Genomic DNA, 14,765 nt, shown 5'->3' on the forward strand with positions numbered 1-14,765 from the left:
AAAGGGGCAGGAAAGAAAGTACGCCAGCGCCATGGCAGAACAGCTCAGGCGTCCGGGACAGGTGCTGGCGCTATGGGAAAGAGAAGTGTCTGCCTGCCGCCCGCGCCGCTCGGGCGGACGCGCGGCGGGACCTGGGCAGGGATGCGGGGATGCGGCCGCTGGCGCGCGGCAGCTGGGTGTGCGAGCGGTGTGGCGGCCTGCGGCTTAGCGCGGCACGTAGCGCCAGCCGGCGCTTTCCAGCATGAAGGTCAGTTCCGTCTTGATGCCTTCAGGACGGCTCGGCATGCTCAGCATTGCGTCGCACGCCACGTAGCCCGTCGAGCGCCTGACTTCGCACTCGTTCATGGCCGTGACTTGCATGGTGCTCTGCGCATCCTGCATCTGCGCATCCTTGGCCAGTTCAGGATTGCGTGCCACTTCTTCCTTGGCCCACGCTCGGACCATGGCTTGCGCCTCGGCCGGCGACGGTCCCGCGAACTTGGCGCGTTTGCGTTCGACGCCGACCCAGGTGTCGCCCTCTTTACGCAAGGGCAATACATTAAAGCCATCGCGCATGCCGGCGCTCATGCGCACCAGGCACACCACTTCTCCTGGCACTTCCAGCGAATCCTGGCAACCCTGCAGGCTGGTGACCTTGATGGCGAACGGCATGCTCGATTGCGTCCTGGCTTGTGTCTTGGCCACGCCCGCCTGCACGGCGGCGTGGATTTGTTCGAGTGTCGGCATGGTGCTCGCCTGGGCCGGCAAGGCGGCGAACAGGACGGCGGCGGTCAGGGCGAAGAAAGTCAGGCGCATGGGTATCGAGAGTAGTGAGCTAAGGCCGGCAGTCTAGCACTTTGCATAAAAACAGCTGTTTCTATACAGACATCTGCCCGGCATCGGGCGCGAGAAATACGCCACCCGCGTCTGCCTGCCCGCGCAAACGCAGGCCGATGCCGCGCAGCATCTCCACCAGGCCCTGCAGGCGCAGGCCCTCGTCCGTCAAGCGGTACTCGACCTTGACGGGCACTTCCGCGTAGACGGTGCGCGTCAGCAAGCCCGCCTCTTCCAGCGCGCGCAAGTCCAGGGTCAGCATGCGCTGCGAGATATTCGGCACGGCGCGGCGAATGTCGCTGAAGCGCTTCGGTCCGACCATCAGATAGCTGAGCAGCACTATGCGCCAGCGCCCGCCCAGCAAACGCATGGCCTCTTCTACTGCACAGCCGGAGACATTCTGTTTCATCGTTCGCTTCCTACCTGGAAAGCATGGCGATCCTGCTGCACCTGGCCGCGCGCGCGCCGGAGAGCGGCCTGGGCTATGCACAGGGCACGCCGCAGTACGACCGCCTGAACAGCGTACTTTCCTTTTTGCACACGACCTTCACGCCGCCTTCATTCCCGCCTTCCAGGCGTCGCGCGCGGCACCGGACGATGCGCGTGCAGCCGTCTGGCGCGAGATGGCCGTCGAGAAGGTCAACAAGGGCCTGGCGCACCTGGAGCGCGTGCTCGCTGACCGCGCCTGGCTTGCCTCCGATGCCGCGCCGACCATCGCCGACGCCTACCTGGCCGCCACGGCGCGCTGGGCCGAACCGCTGCAACTGGCCAGCCTGGCCGACTATCCGCACGTGGCGCGCGTGCTGGCCGCGCTGGAACAAGACCCCGGCATCCGCTTCGCCCACGCCATCGAGGATGGCTTGCCAGCCGCCAGCCAGGGCGGTTTCCGGGGTCACGTGGCGCTCGACCAACTGGCCACTCCAGCCGGATAACCGGCGGTCAACTCGCGCAGCAAGCGCGGCTTTATTGCTATGATGTCGGGCTGCCGGCGGTACAGCCGGCCACGTCAATACCATATCGATAACGTCGTCATAAAAATCGGGAGTTTGAATGAGTTTACGTCTGCTGCTCTTAGGAGCATTCAGTGCCGCCATGGCCACCACCGCCGTTGCTGCAAATCCGGCACTGGCCGCGCCACGCGGTTTCACCGTGGAAGACATGGTGGCCATGGAACGCGTGGGGAGTCCCGTGCTGTCGCCGGACGCCACGCGCGTCGTCTACACGGTGCGCACCACCAACCTGGACAAAAACCGCGGCAACACGCAGCTGTGGATGATCGACCTGCGCGCGCCCAACGCGGCGCCGCGCCAGCTCACGCGTGGCGAAGCCAGCGCCAGCGACCCGCAATGGTCGCCGAACGGCGACGCCATCTACTTTCTCTCGGGCCGCTCCGGCTCTTCGCAAGTGTGGCAGCTGCCCCTGAATGGCGGCGAAGCGGCCAAGGTCACCGACCTGGCGCTGGACGTCGACACCTACCGCTTGTCGCCGCAGGGCGACCGCCTGGCCTTCAGCATGGGCGTCTTCCTCGATTGCGCGGATCTCGCCTGCACGAAAAAACGCCTCGATGAAAAAGCGAAAAACAAGGCGAGCGGCATGGTCTACGACCAGATGTTCGTGCGCCACTGGGATACCTGGGCCGACGGCCGGCGCAATGTGCTGTACTCGGCGCCCATCGACGCCACCGGCAAGGTCAGCGCCGCGCCCGTGAGCCTGAGTGGCACCCTCGACGGCGACGCGCCATCGAAACCGTTCGGCGACAACGGCGAATACCACTTCAGCCCGGACGGCAAGACGCTAGCCTTTTCCGTGCGCGTGGCCGGCAGCAAGGAAGCGTGGTCGACCAACTTCGACGTCTACACGATACCGGCCGCCGGCGGCCAGGCGCCGCGCAATCTCACCGCCGACAATCCGGCCTGGGATGCGAAAGCCACCTACTCGCCCGATGGCCGTACCCTGGCGTATGTCGCCATGACCAAGCCGGGCTTCGAGGCGGACCGCTTCCACCTGGTCTTGATGGATGTCGCCACTGGCAAGAAACGCACCCTGGCCGATGACTGGGACCGTTCCGTGGCCGACTTCCGCTGGACGCCGGACAGCAAGGCCTTCCTGGTCGCCGCCGATGACGTGGGCCAGCACCGCCTGTTCCACATCGACGCGACCAGCGGCAAGGTCAATGCGCTGACAGGCAAGGGCGCCGTGGGCGGCTTCGACGTGCGCGGCAACACCATCGTGCTGGCGCAAGCCAACCTGGCCTCGGGCGCGCAGCTGTACACGCGTAAACTCGACGTAAAGTCGGAAAACGCGCCGATGGTCCAGCTGACGAAACAGAATGCGCAAGCGCTGGCCGATGTGCGTTTCGGCGAATATGAACAGTTCTCGTTCGCCGGCGCGAATGGCGAAACCGTCTACGGCCACGTCATGAAACCGTGGAATGCCAAGGCCGGTGAAAAGTATCCGATCGCTTTCCTCGTCCACGGCGGCCCGCAAGGCAGTTTTGGCAATAGCTGGAGCTACCGCTGGAATCCGCAAGTGTATGCGGGCGCTGGCTACGCCACCGTCTTCATCGACTTCCACGGCTCCACCGGCTATGGCCAGAAGTTCACCGATTCCATCAGCGGCGACTGGGGCGGCAAGCCGCTGATCGACCTGCAGAAGGGCCTGGAAGCGGCCACCAAGAAGTTCCCATGGCTGGACCGCGAACGCAGCTGCGCGCTGGGTGCCTCGTACGGCGGCTACATGATGAACTGGATCGCCGGCAACTGGCCGGACGGCTTCAAATGCCTGGTCAACCACGACGGCGTGTTCGACAACCGCGGCATGGCTTACGCAACGGAAGAACTGTGGTTTACCGAGTGGGAAAACGGCGGCCCGTACTACGATGCGCCAGCCAAGCACGAGCAGTTCAATCCCGTCAACTTCGTGAAAAACTGGAAGACGCCGATGCTGGTGGTGCAGGGCGACCTGGACTTCCGCATCCCCACGGCGCAAGGCCTGGGCACCTTCACGGCGCTGCAGCGCCAGGGTATCCCGAGCAAGCTGCTGGTCTTCCCGGACGAAAACCACTGGGTGCTGAAACCGGCAAACTCGCTGCTGTGGCATCACACCGTTTTGGATTGGTTGAATACCTACACGAAGAAGTAAGCTGAAATCCGGGGTCAGACCCAACGGGGGAATACGTCCCAGTGGGACGTATTCCGATCGCGAAGCGACTGACCCCTGCTCTACGCTAGCCGCACAGCTCACGCCTGCGGCTTTTTTACGTCTGTCAAACTACATCAATACGTATTGAGCGCCTTGGCGAACTTCACGATCCACAAACGGTTCGGGCGCTCGCGGTCGTCGCCACGCCCCACGCGGATGCTGTTGCCTGCGGTGCAGCCGGTGGCAGCGCTGGTGACGATGGCGCCGTTCACGTCGACCGTGCACTTGGTCACGTCGGCGTCCGCCACTTCCACGCCATTCGCGTCAAAGATCTTGGTTTTCAGGCCAAAGTCATTGTCATTGGCCAGTGCGATGGTGGAGTCGTCCACCAGGGCCAGGCCCTCGGCCTTTTCCGCCGCCCAGCCGATGGCGTTCAAGTCCAGCAGCAGCGTTTTCTTCAGCGGCGTTACGGCGGTCCAGTCGGCGCCATTGACGGCCACGCCGCCCATGCTGCTTTTCTCCAGATCCGAGGTCGTCGCGTTGAAGGCAGCGGCCGCGATATCGGTGGCGCCCTTCAATTCGACCAGCATCAGTTTATTAAATACCTTGCCCGACGGCGCGGCGCCCTGTTCGATGACGAGGAACTTGCCGCCGCCCAGCGCCACCATGTCGCCCAGCTTGGCATTGCCCGTGCGGCCATCCTGGTAGTCGGCCCCGTTGAGCGGATAGGCGTACATCTTGCCGCTGGTGCCGGTCGTCGGATCGAACTCGATCCAGCGCGTGAAGCGGGCGAAGCGCTCGACCTGTTCATTCTTCTTCGTCACCGTGTAGGGCGCGCTGCCGTCAGACAAAGGGCTTTGCAGGAAGGCGTACAGCCTGTCGTTGCTGGTATCTAAGGTCATGCCTTCCATGCCGCGATTCGCGCGGCGCTTGGCGAACAGCGCAGGCAAGCCCTTGCCCGGCTCGTACTTGGCCTGGATGACGCCCGTGGCGGCATCGATCTTGACGATGAAGGGACCGTATTCGTCGGACACCCACAGCGCATTACGCTTGGCGTCGACGACAATGGCTTCCGAATCGAGTCCACCTGCATTGAAGACAGCCTTGCCGGCCGCATCGAATTTCATCACATCCATGACGGGAATCTCGGCCGAATTGCCGACCGCGCCCACGGGCACGGGCAAGCCCGAACTGTTGAGCGTGGCCGACACCTTGATCGGCGTCGACGAAGCCAGCACGGCACCGTTCTTGCCCACGGTGATCACGCCGAAGGAAGGGGTAAAACTGGGCGACGGGAAGATCTTGCTGCCGCTGCTGCCCTTGCCCGACGGGTCGGACAGCAGCGGGCCGTCGCCGTTCGGGCCACGGTCCGTCAAGCCATAGAATTCCAGGTCGCCGTTCGCGTTCTTGCCCTTGTAGGCCAGTCCCGAACCGTAGGATGGCAAGAAGCCGTTCGGAAATTCCGCCTTGACCTTGGCATTCGCACCTTCGTACGGCACGTAGAATTTGTCGGCCGCCTGGATCTGGTAGCGCGTCACGGTGACTTTCACTTCGCCCACGGGGTTGGCCTGCGTCAGGGCTTCGTTGACGGGCGCGCCCACCTTGGAAGCAAGGGTATCTTCGAAATGCTCGCGCACGAGGGCGCGCCGCTCACCGTCGACCGTGCGGCCGGCGAATTTCCCGCCTAACGCGGCCAGATGTGTGGCCAGGGCCGTGTTGAATACGCTGGGAACGGCGTTGAAATCCAGCGCTTTGCCCGCCAGCGCCGCCTTCACTTCGGCTGTCAGCCTGATGCCGTTCGACGGATCGCTGTCTTCATCGAGCAATTGCAACGCCAGCAGGCGGTTGACGACCTTGTCATCGGCTACATTCGTGCTGGCGGCCAGTGTCAGCGGCGTGACGACGGCACCGCATGGCGCCGAGCCCAGGACCAGGCCGCCCACGCTGAAAGCCACCGTATCGCCGGGGAGACAAAGGAATTCGCCCTTGGCATTGGTGCTGGCCTTGGTTGCGCTGCCAGCCACGCAATCGAGACCTTCCACCGCGCCGTCGAGGAACACGCCTGTTTGCGCCACGGGCTTGGAAGGCTCCGCCGGCGTCGTGTCGCTGCCGCCGCAAGCGGCCAGGGCCAGGCCGGCGGCGATGGCCAGCAGGGTCAGTTTGGGGATCGACGTTACGGCAGTGTTCATGCATTCCTCGGCTAAGGTGGGATTGAAGCCGAGGAGGATAACTGTTCAAAGTGACAAGCCCGTGACAGTCCTCAGGCCTGTGGCATATCCGCCACGGGCCCGCCGATGCCGCCAAAACGGCCATCGGCCTGACGCCGAAACTCCTTCGGTGTGACGCCCTTCACCTGCAGGAAGCGGCGGTTGAAATTGGCCACGTTTTGGAAGCCCACGTCGTAGCAGACGTTCGACACATAGTGGTCCGTATCCATCAGCAGCTGGCAGGCCTTGTTGATGCGCAGACGGCTGATGAAATCCGTGAAGCTGTTGCCCGTCGCCTTGCGGAAGAAGCGCGAGAATTTACTCAGCGACATGCCCACCTGCTCGGCCAGCATTTCCGCCGAAATCGGCTCGCGATAATTGTCCGTGATGTAGTTGAGGACGGAATTGACCTTGGCCAGTGTGGCGTCATCGTCATACGAACGCAGGGAAGCGCTCGACAGCAAACGGTAATTGGCGGTGCGCGCCAGTTTGCTCATCAGCTGGACGAATTCGGCAAAGCGCTCGGCGCCATGCGTGACGCGGATGCGCGCCAGATGCTGCTCCGCTTCCACTCCCATCTCGAAAAACTCCACGCCATAGCTGGAGCGTTCCAGCAGCGGCAGCAGTTCGCGCAATTCGGGGAGGAGGCGCGCGGCGCCCGTCAGTGGCGCGTGGGCGAATTGCACGATCATGTCGCGCAGCGCCACGCCGCCTTCCGGCATGACGTTGGAAATCCAGTTGTGCGGCAGACGCGGGCCCGTCAGCACCAGGTGGCCGGGCGAGAACTCGCCGATATAGTCGCCCACGAACAATCGTCCGCTGGTGGCGACGATCAGGTGCAGCTCATACTCTTCATGGCAATGCCAGCGCACGCGCGAGCTGGGATAGCCATGTTCCAGGTAATTGATGATGCCATCGTAGCTTTCGCGTTCCAGTTCGGGCGCCTTGCGCTCGCTGTCCTTCTGCCATAGGTGTTCCATGCTCGTCTCTCCCAGGCTGTCCCCGCCTGTGCCATCCAATGTACCTTAAAAAACCTCAGGCGCCAAAACGGCCCAGCGCCTGCTGGCGAAACTCCTTCGGCGTCATGCCCTTCAATTCCAGGAAGCGCCGGTTGAAGTTGGCCACATTATTAAAACCTGCCTCGTAGCAGATGTTGCTGACATAGCGCTCCGTTTCCATCAGCAGCTGGCAAGCCTTGTTGATGCGCAGGCGGTTGACGAAGTCCGTGAAGCTGTTGCCCGTGGCGCTGCGAAAGAAGCGCGAAAACGTACGCTCGGGCATGTCCACCTGCTCGGCCAGCTGCTTGAGCGAGAATTGGCTGCTGTAATTGTGCACGATGAAGTTGATGGCCGAGCTGATGCGCGCCAGAGCCACGTCGTCGTCGCTCGATTGCATGGGCACCATCGACAGCAGCTGGTAGTCGCTGGTCTGCGCCAGCTCGCCCAGCAGGGTCAGAAATTCGATGAAGCGCGGCAAGCCGCTGCTGTCGCGGATACGCTGGAAGCGCCGCAACGACTGTGCGCTGACGCCGAAAAATTCCACGCCGTGCAAGGAACGCTGCAGCAGCGGAAAAATATCCTTCAATTCGGGAATGGCGGCCGCCATCGACGCCAGCGGCGCATGGCCAAACTGGATCACCATGTCGCGCAAGGCCACGCCTTCCGGCGGCGCGCCTAGCGATACCCAGTTATGCGGCACGCGCGGCCCCGTCAGCACCAGGTGGCCAGGCGTGAACTGGCCGATGTAGTCGCCCACGAAAACCTTGCCGCTGCTCTCGACGATCAGGTGCAGTTCATACTCGTCGTGGTAGTGCCAGCGCACCAGCGAATTCGGAAAGCCGTGCTCCAGGTAGCGGATGAAACCAAAACTGCCTTTCGGCTCGAAACCGGGCGTGGCATTGCGCTGCTGTTCCAGCTCCATCTGCGGCAACGAAGCATCGGCTTTGCGTGGCATGGCGCGCCCTCCCCCCTCAAGCGGCGATCTGTTCCAGCGCCCCGCGCGCGCCCAGCCCATACAGGCTGGCCAGCGCATGCGCCACGGCCTGCGTGAAGGCGGGCGTGTCGCTCAAGTCGCCGAACAGTTCGCGCAAGGACAGCAGCGCTGCGGCATCCGTCCCGCCCTGCAGCGCCAGCGCGCGCAGGCGCACCGCATACGGATCGTTCAAGGGCATCTCGCGTCCCTGCTCGTCGTGGCCTTCCAGATAGCGGAACCAGCACGCCACCGTGAAGGCCAGCAGCGTGATGGCGCCGCCCTGCGCCAGTGCTTCACGCACGGAAGGCAGCACGAATTTCGGGATGCGCGCGGAGCCTTCCGTGCCGATGCGCGCCAGTTGGTCGCGCACGGCCGGATTCGAGAAGCGCTCGATCAGCGTGTCCTTGTAGCTGGCCAGGCTTATGCCTTCCACTTCGTCGAGCAGGGGCGTGACCTCGTCATCCATCATGCGCCGCACGAACAGGCGGATGCCAGGGTCAAGCATCGCTTCATGCGCAAACGTATACCCGAGCTGCATGCCGATGTAGCACAGGGCCTGGTGGCTGGCATTCAGGAGGCGCAGCTTCATCTTTTCATACGGCAGCACGTCGTGCGTCATCTGCGCGCCCACCTTTTCCCAGGCCGGCCGGCCCTGCGGGAATTCGTCTTCGATGACCCACTGGCGGAACGGCTCGCATACCACGGGCCAGGCATCGATGATGCCAAAGGACTCGCGCACCAACGCCCGGTGTTCATCGGTAGTGGCCGGCGTGATGCGGTCGACCATGCTGTTGGGGAAGCTGCCGTGCGTGGCCAGCCAGCGCGCCAGTTCCGCGTCGCGCAGGGCGATAAAGGCCAGCAGCATCTTGCGCGTCACGTCGCCATTGTTTTGCAGGTTATCGCAAGACATGATGGTAAACGGCGCCAGGCCCCTCTGGTGGCGCAGGGCCAGCGCGGCGGCCAGGTAGCCGAACGAACAGCGCGGCGCCTGCGGGTGCGCCAATTCATGCACGATGTCGGGATGTTGCGCATCGAATTCACCCGTGCCCTGATTCACATAGTAGCCGCCCTCGGTGATGGTCAGCGCGACGATGCGCGTGCCAGCGTCGGCCAGCTTTTCCAGCACCGCTTGCGGCTCGTCGGGCGCATACAGATACTCGCCGATACAGCCGATGACGCGCGCGGCATCGCCGCCCGCGCTGCGCTCGACCACCGTGTACAGCCCATCCTGCGCCTGCATGGCGTCGCGCATGGCCGCATCATGCGCCAGCAAGCCCACGCCGCAATAGCCCCATTGCGCGTGCTCCTGGCCGGGCAAGGCCAGCAAGTCATCAAGGTAGACCGCCTGGTGGGCGCGGAAAAAGCCACCCACGCCGATGTGCACAATGCTGGCCACGAGCGTGCCGCGCACATACGCTGGCACGGCGACGTTGGCCGGCAGCTGCGCCAGGTTTGCCTGGTTTAATGCGATGGCGTCCATTACAGCGCTCCTTTCGCGGCCGCGTAGGTCTTGCCCGCACGGTCAAAATAATGGACGAAGCCCGGCTCGAACGTCAAATGCGTCTGCTGGCCCGGCTGCAGGCTGCTGCGTTCCGCGCCCCGCGAGACCACCTGCACATTGTTCGGCAAGCGCACATAGGTCAGCGTTTCCACGCCCAGGGATTCCACCAGGTCGACGGTGACGGGCACGCTGCCCGGCTGCGCCGCGCCCAGGTGCACGTGCTCGGGGCGGATGCCGACAAAACCATCGGCCTGCGCCGCGCTGCCCGCCTGCGCCAGCAACTGCGGCGCCGCGTCGGCCGGCACCACGTTCATGCTGGGCGTGCCGATGAATTGCGCGACGAAACGATTGGCGGGCCGGTCATACAGTTCCAATGGCGAGCCATGCTGCTCGATCTGCCCGTCGCGCAGCACCACGACCCGGTCGGCCAGGGTCATCGCTTCCACCTGGTCATGCGTGACATAGATGGTGGTGGCGCCCAGCTCGCGGTGCAGCTTGGCGATCTCGATGCGCGTCTGCACGCGCAGGGCCGCGTCCAGGTTCGACAGCGGCTCATCGAACAAAAACACTTTCGGGTCGCGCACGATGGCGCGGCCGATGGCCACCCGCTGACGCTGGCCGCCCGACAGTTCCTTCGGCGTGCGTTCCAGGTATTTCCCCAGGTCGAGGATGGCGGCCGCCTTGTCGACTTTCTCGCGGATGATGGCGGGATCGACGCCCGCCAGTTTCAGCGCGAACGACATGTTCTGGAATACCGTCATGTGCGGGTACAGCGCGTACGACTGGAATACCATCGCCAGGTCGCGCTTGGACGACGGCAGCGCCGTGATGTCGCGCCCGTCGAGCGACAGCTTGCCGCCGTCGATCGGTTCCAGGCCCGCGATCAGGCGCAGCAAGGTTGATTTTCCGCAACCGGACGGCCCCACGAAGACGACGAACTCGCCTTGCTGGATGTCCAGGTCGATGCCCTTGATGGCGCGGTGTTCGCCAAAGAATTTCTCGATATTGCTCAGTTGAAGATAAGCCATGATTTGTCTCAATTCTGATTTGTTTTCGATGCTTTCAGAAACCGTAGCGAGCGGTTCAAGTTCGGTTTGAGTAGCAGAGCTGTGCGGATGCACAGTGAGCAACGGAGAGCCGAAATTGGGCCGCGCAGTAGGTTTATGGAGGCATCATTTATTTGACGGCGCCAAAGGTCATGCCTTGCACTAACTGCTTCTGGCAGAACCAGCCCAGCGCCATGATCGGGGCGATGGCCATCAGCGAAGCGGCCGACAATTTGGCCCAGAACAATCCTTCCGGGCTGGAATACGAAGCGATGAGCCAGGCCAGGGTGCCTGCGTTGGACGCGCCCAGGTTCAGCGACCAGAACGATTCATTCCACGACCACACCATGCACACGAGAGCCGTGGAAGCGATGCCGCCGACGGACAGGGGCAGCACGACGTGGCGGAATTCGTCCCACACGGTGGCGCCATCCATGCGCGACGCCTCCAGGATTTCGCGCGGCAACTCCTTCATGCTGGTGTACAGCAGCCAGATCATGATGGGTAGATTCATCAGCATGAACATGATGGTCAGGCCGATGCGCGTGTCGAGCAGGCCGACGTACTGGTAGCAGATATAGATGGGCATCAACGCGCCCACGCCGGGCATGTAGCGCGAGCTGAGCATGAATTTCAGCAGGCCGATGGTGCCGCCGGTGGGAAAGAAGGCCATCGAATAGGCGGCCGGGATGGCGATCAAGAGGCCAATGGCCGTCGAGAGCACGCTGGTAAACAGCGAATTCCACGCGTAGCCGAAGTAATTGTCGCGCGCCAGCACTTCGCGGAAACTGTCGAGTGTCGGCGTGAAGAACAGCAGCGGCGGCGTGGAAATGGCTTGTCCTTCCGTCTTGAAGGCCATCAGGCCCAGCCAGAAGATGGGAAAGAACAGCAACAGCGCGAACAGCCAGGCGGCGGCCGTGCGGCCAACCAGATTGAGTTTGCTATGCATCAAGGTCTCCTTATTTCGACAGATTCTTGCCGATGACGCGCATCAGGAAGAAGGCGGCGATGTTGGCGATGAGCACGGCGAACAGGGCACCGGCCGAGGCCGCTCCCACGTCATACGACAGCAGTGCCTGCTGATAAATCATGAAAGTGATGGTGGTCGTGTCGAAGCCAGGACCGCCGCCCGTGGTGGTGAAGATTTCCGCAAAGATCGACAGCAAAAAGATCATCTCGATCATCAGCACCACCGAGACGGCACGACCCAGGTGGGGAATGTAGAGGTAGCGCAATTGCTGCAAATACGTGGCGCCATCCATGCGGGCCGCTTCCAGCTGTTCGCGGTCCATCGATTGCAGGGCCGTCATGAAGATCAGGCAGGCAAACGGCAGCCATTGCCACGAGACCATCATGATGATGGAAAACAGGGGGTAGGCTGACAGCCAGTCGACGGGCGTGGCGCCAAAGAATAGACTGATTTGCGCAAACAGGCCGTAGATCGGGTTGAGCAGCATGTTTTTCCACATCAGGGCATTCACGGCCGGCATGACGAGAAACGGCGAGATCAAGAGCACGCGCACGATGGCGCGCCCCGGAAACGCTTCATTGATCAGCAAGCCCAGCGCCGTGCCCAGCACTACTGTGATGAGCATGACGGAAAACAGCAGGGCAAACGTGTTCTGCAAGGCTGGCAGGAAAGCCGCATCGGTAAAGAAAAAGTGGAAATTGGCCAGGCCATGGAAGGGATGGCCGCTCGGGTCGAGCATGGAATAGCGCACGAACGAGTAGTACAGGGTGATCAGCAGCGGAATGACGGAAATGACGGAGACGGCGAGCACGGCCGGCGTCAGCAAGGTCCGGGGGATAATGCGTTTCATAGGATACTCTTGGGACGAGCGGGAGTGACCGGCCCCGCTGAACAGCAAGGCCAATCACATCACCTGTTGACAAACCAAATGGCACAGCAAGACCGGAGACGTCTTATTTGTAATAGCCGCCCTTGCGCATCTCGCGCTCAGCCGTCTGCTGCGACAATGCCAGCGCCTGGTCCACCGTCACCTTGCCCAGCAGCGCAGCCGCCATTTGCTGGCCTGCCGCCACGCCGATCACCTGGAATTCGGGGATGGAGGCAAATTGCACGCCCACATAAGGCGATGGCGGCAAGGTGCTTTGCACGGCGCGCGTGGTGGCCAGGGCCTTGCCTTCGGCGGCGGCAAATTTCGCCACTTTCTGGAACTCGGGGCTGGCATACGTCGACTTGCGCGTGCCGGTCGGCACGTTGGCCCAGCTGGTTTCCTTGGCCACCAGTTTCACGTAGTCGGGCGAGGTAGCCCAGTTGATGAAGCGCTGCGCTTCGTTCGGGTGCCTGGAACTGGCTGGTATGGCGAGCGACCAGATCCACAGCCAGTTGGCGCCCCGCTCCGTCACGCCGATGGGCGACTGGGCAAAGGCCACCTTGTCGGCCACCTTGCTTTGCTTGGGGTCCGTGATGAAGGAGGCGGCAATCGTTGCGTCGATCCAGATGCCGCACTTGCCCTGGTTGAACAGCGCCAGGTTTTCATTGAAGCTGTTGGCGGCCGCGCCCGGCGGGCCGTATTTCTTCAGCAAGTCGACATACATGGTGACCGCGTCCTTCCACGGCTTGCTGGTAAATTGCGGCTTCCACTGCATGTCGAACAGCTGGCCGCCGTAGGAATTGGCCATGGTGGTAATCAGGGCCATGTTGTCGCCCCAGCCAGGCTTGCCGCGCAGGCAGATGCCATACACGCCGTTGGCCGGATCGTGCAGCTTGGCCGCCACGTCGCGCAGCTGGTTCCAGGTGGGACGGTCTTCGATCGTCACGCCCGCCTTTTTCACCAGGTCGCTGCGGTACATGATCATCGAGCTTTCGCCATAGAACGGCGACGCGTACAACTTGCCGTCGCCGGAGAGCCCTTCGCGTATGGCGGGCAGCAAGTCGTCGATATCGTATCTGGCGTCCGGCTTGATGGGGATCAGCCAGTTTTTCTTGCCCCAGATGGGCGTTTCATACAGGCCGATGGTCATCACGTCGAACTGGCCGCCCTTGGTAGCGATATCGGTGGTCATGCGCTGGCGCAAGACCCCCTCTTCCAGGGTCACCCATTTGAGATTGATGTCGGGATTGGCTTGCTCGAAGAACTTGCTGAGCTTTTGCATTTCAATCATGTGGCCGTTGTTGACGGTGGCGATGACCAGGTCAGTGGCGGCAAAGGCGGACGAACTGAGGCAGCCGGCGCACAGCGCGGCAATGGTGGAACGTTTCATTGTGTGTCTCCAGTGTTTTTTATCGTTGGCAATGCTCAGGTACTTGGCACCACGACCACAATGTAGCACCGGACTTTGATACTTTCTGATACTCCAAAACCGCAATTCGATACTCTTTTGCAAATCCACTATGCGCAAGAGTATCGATATGCGACAAAAACAACACTCTGATAGAAAGTATCGTCACTTGTTCATTTTGTATCAGGGTGGTTAAAAAAGCGCTGCTAGACTTGGTTTTCGGCATTAGACCGTGTGCGGTGTCCGTCCTCCGGGGCGCCACCGCTACCACCTACATTCTTCTGGAGACCGCATGAACCGCACTGCATTGAAAACCTTGGCTGCCCTGCTCCTGACCATCACCACCTCTTCCGCCCTTGCCGACCCCATGTACCCATCCGACGCCGAAGGCTTCCACGGCTACCTGCGCGCCGGCGCCGGCAGCAATACTTCGGGTGACGGCGGTTCGCAAGGCTGTTTCGGCCTGGGTGGCAATACCATGAAATACCGTCTGGGCAATGAGTGCGACGCCTACACGGAATTCGGCTACACCAAGTCCGTCGCCAAGTCCGGCGGCGTGAACTACCTGGCCACCATCTGGGTCAATGCCTACGCGCCGAATTCGGATTTCGGCGACAACAAGCTGGGCATCGTCAAGGCCTATGTCGAAGCGCAGGGACTCGATTTCCTGAACGGCGGCACGGCCTGGATCGGCAAGCGTTTCTACTACCGTCCCGACATCCACATGCTGGATCTGCAATACATCAACATGAACGGCACGGGCGCCGGCCTGGACCGCATTCCTGCGGGTCCGGGTAAATTCTCGTATGCCTTCTTCAAGGACAACGATATCAACAAGCG

General features: G+C 62.3%; 13 protein-coding genes. 3 read left to right on the forward strand and 10 right to left on the reverse strand.

Annotated elements, in window-relative coordinates; all coding sequences use genetic code 11:
* Positions 1-204: 204 nt before the first annotated feature.
* Positions 205-795: a hypothetical protein gene (locus K0F85_RS11840; protein ID WP_219116226.1), complete on the reverse strand. Its 591-nt coding sequence runs from the start codon at positions 793-795 to the stop codon at positions 205-207.
* Between the two features lie 61 nt (positions 796-856).
* A complete protein-coding gene (locus tag K0F85_RS11845; protein ID WP_219116227.1) occupies positions 857-1,222 on the reverse strand; it encodes a helix-turn-helix domain-containing protein in 366 nt (121 codons plus the stop codon).
* Between K0F85_RS11845 and K0F85_RS11850 the strand changes: the two genes are divergently transcribed.
* Positions 1,182-1,745, forward strand: coding sequence for a glutathione S-transferase C-terminal domain-containing protein (locus K0F85_RS11850; protein ID WP_219116228.1), 564 nt, complete (start codon positions 1,182-1,184; stop codon positions 1,743-1,745). The genes K0F85_RS11845 and K0F85_RS11850 overlap by 41 nt on opposite strands.
* Positions 1,746-1,863: 118 nt before the next feature.
* Positions 1,864-3,954 (forward strand): S9 family peptidase, encoded by a 2,091-nt coding sequence (locus K0F85_RS11855; RefSeq protein ID WP_257572705.1) that lies wholly within the window; start codon positions 1,864-1,866, stop codon positions 3,952-3,954.
* A 134-nt stretch (positions 3,955-4,088) separates the two neighbouring features.
* On the opposite strand, the gene K0F85_RS11860 is transcribed toward K0F85_RS11855, so the two are convergent.
* The 8 genes from K0F85_RS11860 to K0F85_RS11895 form a co-directional block, all read right to left on the reverse strand.
* Complete coding sequence (locus tag K0F85_RS11860) at positions 4,089-6,143, reverse strand: esterase-like activity of phytase family protein (RefSeq protein WP_219116229.1); 2,055 nt, start codon at positions 6,141-6,143, stop codon at positions 4,089-4,091.
* 71 nt (positions 6,144-6,214) lie between these two features.
* Complete coding sequence (locus K0F85_RS11865) at positions 6,215-7,141, reverse strand: AraC family transcriptional regulator (RefSeq protein ID WP_219116230.1); 927 nt, start codon at positions 7,139-7,141, stop codon at positions 6,215-6,217.
* Between the two features lie 55 nt (positions 7,142-7,196).
* On the reverse strand, positions 7,197-8,114 hold the full coding sequence (locus K0F85_RS11870) for an AraC family transcriptional regulator (RefSeq protein ID WP_219116231.1): 918 nt from the start codon (positions 8,112-8,114) through the stop codon (positions 7,197-7,199).
* Positions 8,115-8,130: 16 nt separating this feature from the next.
* Positions 8,131-9,612: a mannitol dehydrogenase family protein gene (locus tag K0F85_RS11875; RefSeq protein WP_219116232.1), complete on the reverse strand. Its 1,482-nt coding sequence runs from the start codon at positions 9,610-9,612 to the stop codon at positions 8,131-8,133.
* Complete coding sequence (locus tag K0F85_RS11880; RefSeq protein ID WP_219116233.1) at positions 9,612-10,661, reverse strand: ABC transporter ATP-binding protein; 1,050 nt, start codon at positions 10,659-10,661, stop codon at positions 9,612-9,614. Before K0F85_RS11880 ends, K0F85_RS11875 begins: the two co-directional genes overlap by 1 nt.
* 148 nt (positions 10,662-10,809) lie before the next feature.
* Positions 10,810-11,628 carry a carbohydrate ABC transporter permease gene (locus tag K0F85_RS11885; protein ID WP_219116234.1) on the reverse strand — a complete coding sequence of 273 codons (819 nt, stop codon included), beginning with the start codon at positions 11,626-11,628 and terminating at the stop codon, positions 10,810-10,812.
* A gap of 10 nt (positions 11,629-11,638) precedes the next feature.
* The gene (locus K0F85_RS11890) at positions 11,639-12,499 is read right to left on the reverse strand and encodes a carbohydrate ABC transporter permease (RefSeq protein WP_219116235.1); all 861 of its coding nucleotides are present in this window, start codon (positions 12,497-12,499) and stop codon (positions 11,639-11,641) included.
* Positions 12,500-12,602: 103 nt separating this feature from the next.
* Positions 12,603-13,907 carry a sugar ABC transporter substrate-binding protein gene (locus K0F85_RS11895; RefSeq protein ID WP_219116236.1) on the reverse strand — a complete coding sequence of 435 codons (1,305 nt, stop codon included), beginning with the start codon at positions 13,905-13,907 and terminating at the stop codon, positions 12,603-12,605.
* A 310-nt stretch (positions 13,908-14,217) separates the two neighbouring features.
* On the opposite strand from K0F85_RS11895, the gene K0F85_RS11900 reads away from it, so the two are divergent.
* On the forward strand, positions 14,218-14,765 hold a 548-nt coding region (locus tag K0F85_RS11900; RefSeq protein WP_219116390.1), incomplete at its 3' end, for a carbohydrate porin.

It is taken from the genome of Janthinobacterium sp. UMAB-56 (assembly GCF_900095265.1).
Lineage (GTDB): Bacteria > Pseudomonadota > Gammaproteobacteria > Burkholderiales > Burkholderiaceae_D > Janthinobacterium.

Coding starts and splice junctions, on each gene's coding strand:
- K0F85_RS11840 (WP_219116226.1), bottom strand. CDS start 795: ATGCGCCTGACTTTCTTCGCCCTGACCGCCGCCGTCCTGTTCGCCGCC.
- K0F85_RS11850 (WP_219116228.1), top strand. CDS start 1,182: ATGGCCTCTTCTACTGCACAGCCGGAGACATTCTGTTTCATCGTTCGC.
- K0F85_RS11845 (WP_219116227.1), bottom strand. CDS start 1,222: ATGAAACAGAATGTCTCCGGCTGTGCAGTAGAAGAGGCCATGCGTTTG.
- K0F85_RS11855 (WP_257572705.1), top strand. CDS start 1,864: ATGAGTTTACGTCTGCTGCTCTTAGGAGCATTCAGTGCCGCCATGGCC.
- K0F85_RS11860 (WP_219116229.1), bottom strand. CDS start 6,143: ATGAACACTGCCGTAACGTCGATCCCCAAACTGACCCTGCTGGCCATC.
- K0F85_RS11865 (WP_219116230.1), bottom strand. CDS start 7,141: ATGGAACACCTATGGCAGAAGGACAGCGAGCGCAAGGCGCCCGAACTG.
- K0F85_RS11870 (WP_219116231.1), bottom strand. CDS start 8,114: ATGCCACGCAAAGCCGATGCTTCGTTGCCGCAGATGGAGCTGGAACAG.
- K0F85_RS11875 (WP_219116232.1), bottom strand. CDS start 9,612: ATGGACGCCATCGCATTAAACCAGGCAAACCTGGCGCAGCTGCCGGCC.
- K0F85_RS11880 (WP_219116233.1), bottom strand. CDS start 10,661: ATGGCTTATCTTCAACTGAGCAATATCGAGAAATTCTTTGGCGAACAC.
- K0F85_RS11885 (WP_219116234.1), bottom strand. CDS start 11,628: ATGCATAGCAAACTCAATCTGGTTGGCCGCACGGCCGCCGCCTGGCTG.
- K0F85_RS11890 (WP_219116235.1), bottom strand. CDS start 12,499: ATGAAACGCATTATCCCCCGGACCTTGCTGACGCCGGCCGTGCTCGCC.
- K0F85_RS11895 (WP_219116236.1), bottom strand. CDS start 13,907: ATGAAACGTTCCACCATTGCCGCGCTGTGCGCCGGCTGCCTCAGTTCG.